Below are 4,852 nucleotides of genomic sequence, written 5' to 3'. Positions count from 1 at the left end.
AATGGAGCCTTGTACTTTCTAAAAAAAGGAAGTCCTGTGGGAGTGCTGTTTATGTAAGGGGGGGCGAATTCCTCCCCTTACATAAATGACAGGGGTTTCCATTCGCCCCCCTTACCAACCCCTAATTTTCGATGATTCCTCCAGGGTGAACCCCCTGCGGGCAAACACACTCTGGAGAACAGGTTGAATTAGAGAGTACCTTGCGCTCCCTGTTGCGCTCTTTTTTATTAGGTACTCTCTCTGCTTTTAGAATAATGAGATGTCTCAGAGTCTAGAAGAGAAGTTGGTTGAATACTTTCAACCCGAAAACATCAAAACAGCTTTTTTACACTATAAAGAAGCCAAACATAATGTGTTTACGGATGAGATAAAAATTCCAATGGGAGCTGATGGGATTTCTTATCAAACCTTTGAAAAAGAACTCTCTATTCGGTGTCAATTGATTTCTCAAAGAGTCCTGAACGGAACTTATATATTTTACCCTTTTCGAGAGGAGAGGTTAACGTCCCCAAACCTTCGGGTAAAGAAAGAGTCTTATCAATTGCCACTATCCGCGACGTTGTCGTACAGAAAATTTTGTACGAGGTTTTATATAGTGAAGTCGAGAAAGTTTTCTGCGTCAATTCTGCATTAGACCGAGTTTCATGGGCTTATCGCAAAGGCAAGTCTGCGCCTGATGCCGCTAAACTCATCCACCACTATATTCAAAACGGTTTCCAATGTGCTTTAGATGCCGATATTGTCCAATTTTTCGATCGCATTTCTCACTCCCGTTTGATTTCTATCATTGAGAATTTATTTGGTCAGCAAACGCGGGTTAGCACTTTGCTGAGAAGGTTTATTAAAACGAGCGGCATTTCCTACAGAGATGACCGAGGTAAACCCAGAAATACCAAAACTTTCCATCACCACAAACCGCCCAAACAAAATTTACGTTTAGAAGGTATCCCCCAAGGCGGAGTGCTTTCTGGAATGTTGGCTAATTTATATCTGCACGAATTTGATAAGTGGGCGATCGCTAATTTAGCCCGAGACTATACTCTGCGTTATGTCCGCTATGCCGATGATTTTGTCATTCTATTAAAAAGTCAAGAGAAGCTTTCGGAAATTCACTGTCGGGTTGAGCAAAAACTTGCAGAAATAAAGCTCGAACTTCATCCCATTTTAGAAGATGCTGAGGCATCCAAAACTAAATATCTAGATATTTCCCAGACTTCTTTAATTTTTTTAGGATTTGAATTGACTCGCGATCGGCTTAAAATTAGCCCTGCCAATATTAACAGATTTCAGGCCAAAATACAACAAAAAATCCAAAAATAAACCAGCGATAAATTTAAAGGCGGAGCGCACCAAAGGTTTGATTCATTTATTCGTCATGTTATTAATAAAAAAATCAAAGGAAAAGAGGAAAAAATTTGTCCCCTATGTCACGGGAGGCTCAAAGGGGAAAGAACCAGCAACTGGATCGGCTTTTTTTCGGTGGTGACCGATACTCAACAGATAAAAGAGCTGGACAAATGGATTCGCCAGCGCGTGAGTCAGCATTTTTATCAAACATACAAGCTGCGAGTAAAAAGAACGGACTTTCGTCGGGCAGGGTTAGGGAGCTTAATCCGAGAATACTACAAACACAAGCACCCGAGAAATCCATGCTCTTGCCAATCACCTGATTTAAAGCTTATTTTGTTCATTTCCCTATTGACGAAGGAATTTAATTGGTTTAAAAATGCCCTGGTAATTCACTTTATTTTATCGAGTTTGAGAAACTGAGACCAAATGGATAGAGTCCCAACAGTCGGGTAGGAGGAACATGAAACGCTTGTTTAGTCGCGCAGGTAGAGGTAAGCGCTGACGCGCCGCGAGTCAAGGACTCCCGTCTCAATTACAAGAATCTAGAGTAATGTTTCATCACTTTTCAAGCTAATCTTGCTTTTTTTACGAGGTTGTGTTCTATAATAAAAGATTGGTTCAACTGTAGCTCATGGAATCCTTCATCATTAGCCGAAATGGCAGGGTGAAGTCAGGGAGAAAGGGGAAAGCTCTATGCCGCGATGGAAAGTCAAAACGGAATTTACCTTCGACAGCGCCCACTATATCAAGGACTACGACGGTCCTTGCGGTCGGATTCACGGACACACCTATCGCGTGCGCGTGGAGGCGACGTCTGAGAAACTGCACGCCTCGGAATACTGCCCCCACGAGGTGATGGTGGCGGATTTCCGCACCCTGCGCTGGGCAAAACGGGACGTGACGAAAGGCGGGTTGGATCACTGTCTCCTGAATGAGGCAATGCCAGAAGGATACGAGACCACCGCAGAGGCGATCGCCCAGTACATTTATGAGGAAACGAAGCGCCGAGTGCCCCAGGGGGTGCGCTTGAAGGTCGCCGTGTCGGAAACCCCCAATTCCTGGGTGGAATATGAAGATGATTGAGGTTAGGCGTAACCGAGAAATATTCTCCACAACTGCAACTCATCGGTGCCACCCTAGTTTAAAAATCGCGATCGCTGCCAAACTATCACAGAAAAACCCAGGGCTAACTGTGCAATCGAACGTATTGTAGTCATTAACCCCGAAAAATAATTCCATGAAAACACATCATTATTCAATCAACCTTGAATGGACGGGTAACGAAGGAAAAGGGACTTTCGATTACCAATCTTATAATCGCAGCTATATTTTAAGGGCGCCGGGCAAATCTCAAAAAATCATGGGTTCTTCAGACCCTTCGTTTTTAGGAGACCCAACCAAATATAACCCGGAAGACCTCTTCATTTCTTCCCTTTCCGCTTGTCATATGCTTTGGTATCTGCATTTGTGTTCCGTCCACCAAATCATTGTGACTGATTACGTCGATCGCGCTACTGGACTTATGGAGGAAACGGACACTGGAAGTGGAAAGTTTAAAGAAGTCACGTTACATCCCATTGTCACGGTAGAAAGTGAAAAGATGATTGCCACCGCAAATCAACTCCACTCTGAAGCCAATAAAATGTGTTTTATTGCCAATTCATGTAACTTCAAAATCAACCATCATCCCCAAGTAATGGTCAAACAGGATATAGAATAACTTCAAGTAAAAGCCAAATCGTTTGCACAAGCGCGCGAGTTGGAGTATGAAGAGAATATTCCGTTCAAACAGGTGCTTGTTTATCGCAATATTCTGCCTGATTCTTACGATAAAGATGACGAAATCGAGTGCTAAGGATTGGCAATAAATAATTTGAGGATTTGCAATTTCCCAGAATTTTACAGGCGGTTGGCGAGTCATCCTTGTGACCAAGGCGATCGCCCCCTCGCCTTCCCTCAGCAGCCCCTGTAGTGAGCCAGTGCCCCAAGTTTGGCCGCAATGGAGTGCAGGCAAGGCGAAACCAAATGCCCACAACTCCCTCCCCGGGGGGAATCGAGAGAATGGAGCAAATTTTTTCCAAAATCCCTTGCATTTTCCCAATCCCCTATGCTACATTAAGATACTGTTGGAACGAGGACGCATAGCTCAGTTGGTTAGAGCACCACGTTGACATCGTGGGGGTCACTGGTTCGAGTCCAGTTGCGTCCATCCCTCCGAACCCGCCTGCCCCTCCAGAACCTGGCGGTTTTTATTATATTTGCCCCAGGATATCGGCAAAAAACCCAGTTCAAACGAACTGGGTTAGACGAAAAAGTATGACACCATTAATTTGGGTTGCTGGCGATGGAATCGGTGGGCGATCGCTCGCCAAATCTCGATATTGCAAGCACCTTCCTCGAGCGAGCTTCCTCTATGCTTCCTTTTTAATTTCCATTTTCGCCTGCAAGGGTCGGAGGCGGCATCAGCCAAATGGCTGAAACCGATCGCTCATTTGGCCGATATGCCGCTTAACGCCACCCCCTAGGGATTCAATTCTTCCGTGGGTTCCTCCATATTGGAAGATTCCAGAGTAATTTCCTGCACCAGAGGGGCATCAGCAATGGTAGTCAAACCTTGGTCTCGCATCAATTGCTCCCATTCATCTTTCACCAAACGGTTGCGTGGGTTGTCGCGCAGAGAGGTTGCCAGAGAGGCCAAGGTATCTTGCCAAATGCCATTCTGGGCATAGACTTGGGCGCGCTCTAGCTGAGAAGTGGCTTCCTGTAATTCCTGACGCAATGCGATCGTCGGTTCCACCCGCCGGATCCAACCGCGCACGAAAATATCAGCCGCGCGATCCTCGGGATTGCAAATCATCGAAAAATACCACTGATAATTCTTGTCTAGGTCCAACGGAGGCAAAGAGGCATTCTCCGGAAGGCTGAGGCTGACAATTCCCGGTTCCCCTTTCGTGCGGAAGGTGGTTTCGTAAATCACCGTTTCCCCTTTTTCATCCATCAGCACGAATTCCACTGCTGTGGCATCAGTTGGCGGCAGATACCAGAAGAAGGTGGGATATTCTTCTACCGTCAAGCCCACCATGCTTTCTGGAATCAGGGCGGTGAGGAGGCGATCGCTGGGTTGTCCGCCGCCGATGCTGCATCCCCGGCTTCCGCCCCCGATCCGGCGTCCTGGCGCTCCAGGCTCCACCACTTGGTCGAAGGCACTTCCGCGCGTCCCCCCGCCGACTCTGCCTCGGGGTGCGCCTACATTATCCGGTGGCACGAAGTCCACTGCTTTAGCCGAATTTGCCCCTGGGGCAAACAATCCCAAACACAGGGCTAAACCTGCCGACATCAGACTGGTGTAATATGTTTTCCTATTCACGAGTTATCCCCCATTCATTGAGTGGTTTCAGTTAGATTTCCCTTGTAGATATTAGAGAGTGACGTACTCCCGACGCCGACCGCTTAGGCGGTACGGCGCGGGCTTCTCCGCCCAGACCTTTGAGATCTGGGTTTC

The 4,852-nt window shown here is 46.7% G+C and carries 4 protein-coding genes and 1 tRNA gene; 4 read left to right on the top strand and 1 reads right to left on the bottom strand.

The window, feature by feature from the left end:
- Positions 1-432 precede the first annotated feature (432 nt).
- The 4 genes from LKK83_RS01430 to LKK83_RS01415 all read left to right on the top strand — a co-directional run bounded on the left by LKK83_RS01430 (position 433) and on the right by LKK83_RS01415 (position 3,559).
- On the top strand, positions 433-1,320 hold the full coding sequence (locus LKK83_RS01430; protein WP_324628967.1) for a reverse transcriptase domain-containing protein: 888 nt from the start codon (positions 433-435) through the stop codon (positions 1,318-1,320).
- 723 nt (positions 1,321-2,043) lie between these two features.
- Positions 2,044-2,433: a 6-pyruvoyl trahydropterin synthase family protein gene (locus tag LKK83_RS01425; protein WP_324628966.1), complete on the top strand. Its 390-nt coding sequence runs from the start codon at positions 2,044-2,046 to the stop codon at positions 2,431-2,433.
- A gap of 154 nt (positions 2,434-2,587) precedes the next feature.
- A complete protein-coding gene (locus LKK83_RS01420; protein ID WP_324628964.1) occupies positions 2,588-3,070 on the top strand; it encodes an OsmC family protein in 483 nt (160 codons plus the stop codon).
- A 415-nt stretch (positions 3,071-3,485) separates the two neighbouring features.
- Positions 3,486-3,559: transfer RNA gene (locus LKK83_RS01415), tRNA-Val, on the top strand.
- 312 nt (positions 3,560-3,871) lie between these two features.
- Here the strand turns inward: LKK83_RS01415 and LKK83_RS01410 are convergent.
- The gene (locus LKK83_RS01410; protein WP_324628963.1) at positions 3,872-4,717 is read right to left on the bottom strand and encodes a DUF928 domain-containing protein; all 846 of its coding nucleotides are present in this window, start codon (positions 4,715-4,717) and stop codon (positions 3,872-3,874) included.
- Between the last annotated feature and the right edge of the window lie 135 nt (positions 4,718-4,852).

Source organism: Phormidium sp. CCY1219 (genome assembly GCF_035615515.1).
Lineage (GTDB): Bacteria > Cyanobacteriota > Cyanobacteriia > Cyanobacteriales > Laspinemataceae > CCY1219.
This window is presented reverse-complemented; position numbering and strand designations above follow the sequence as displayed.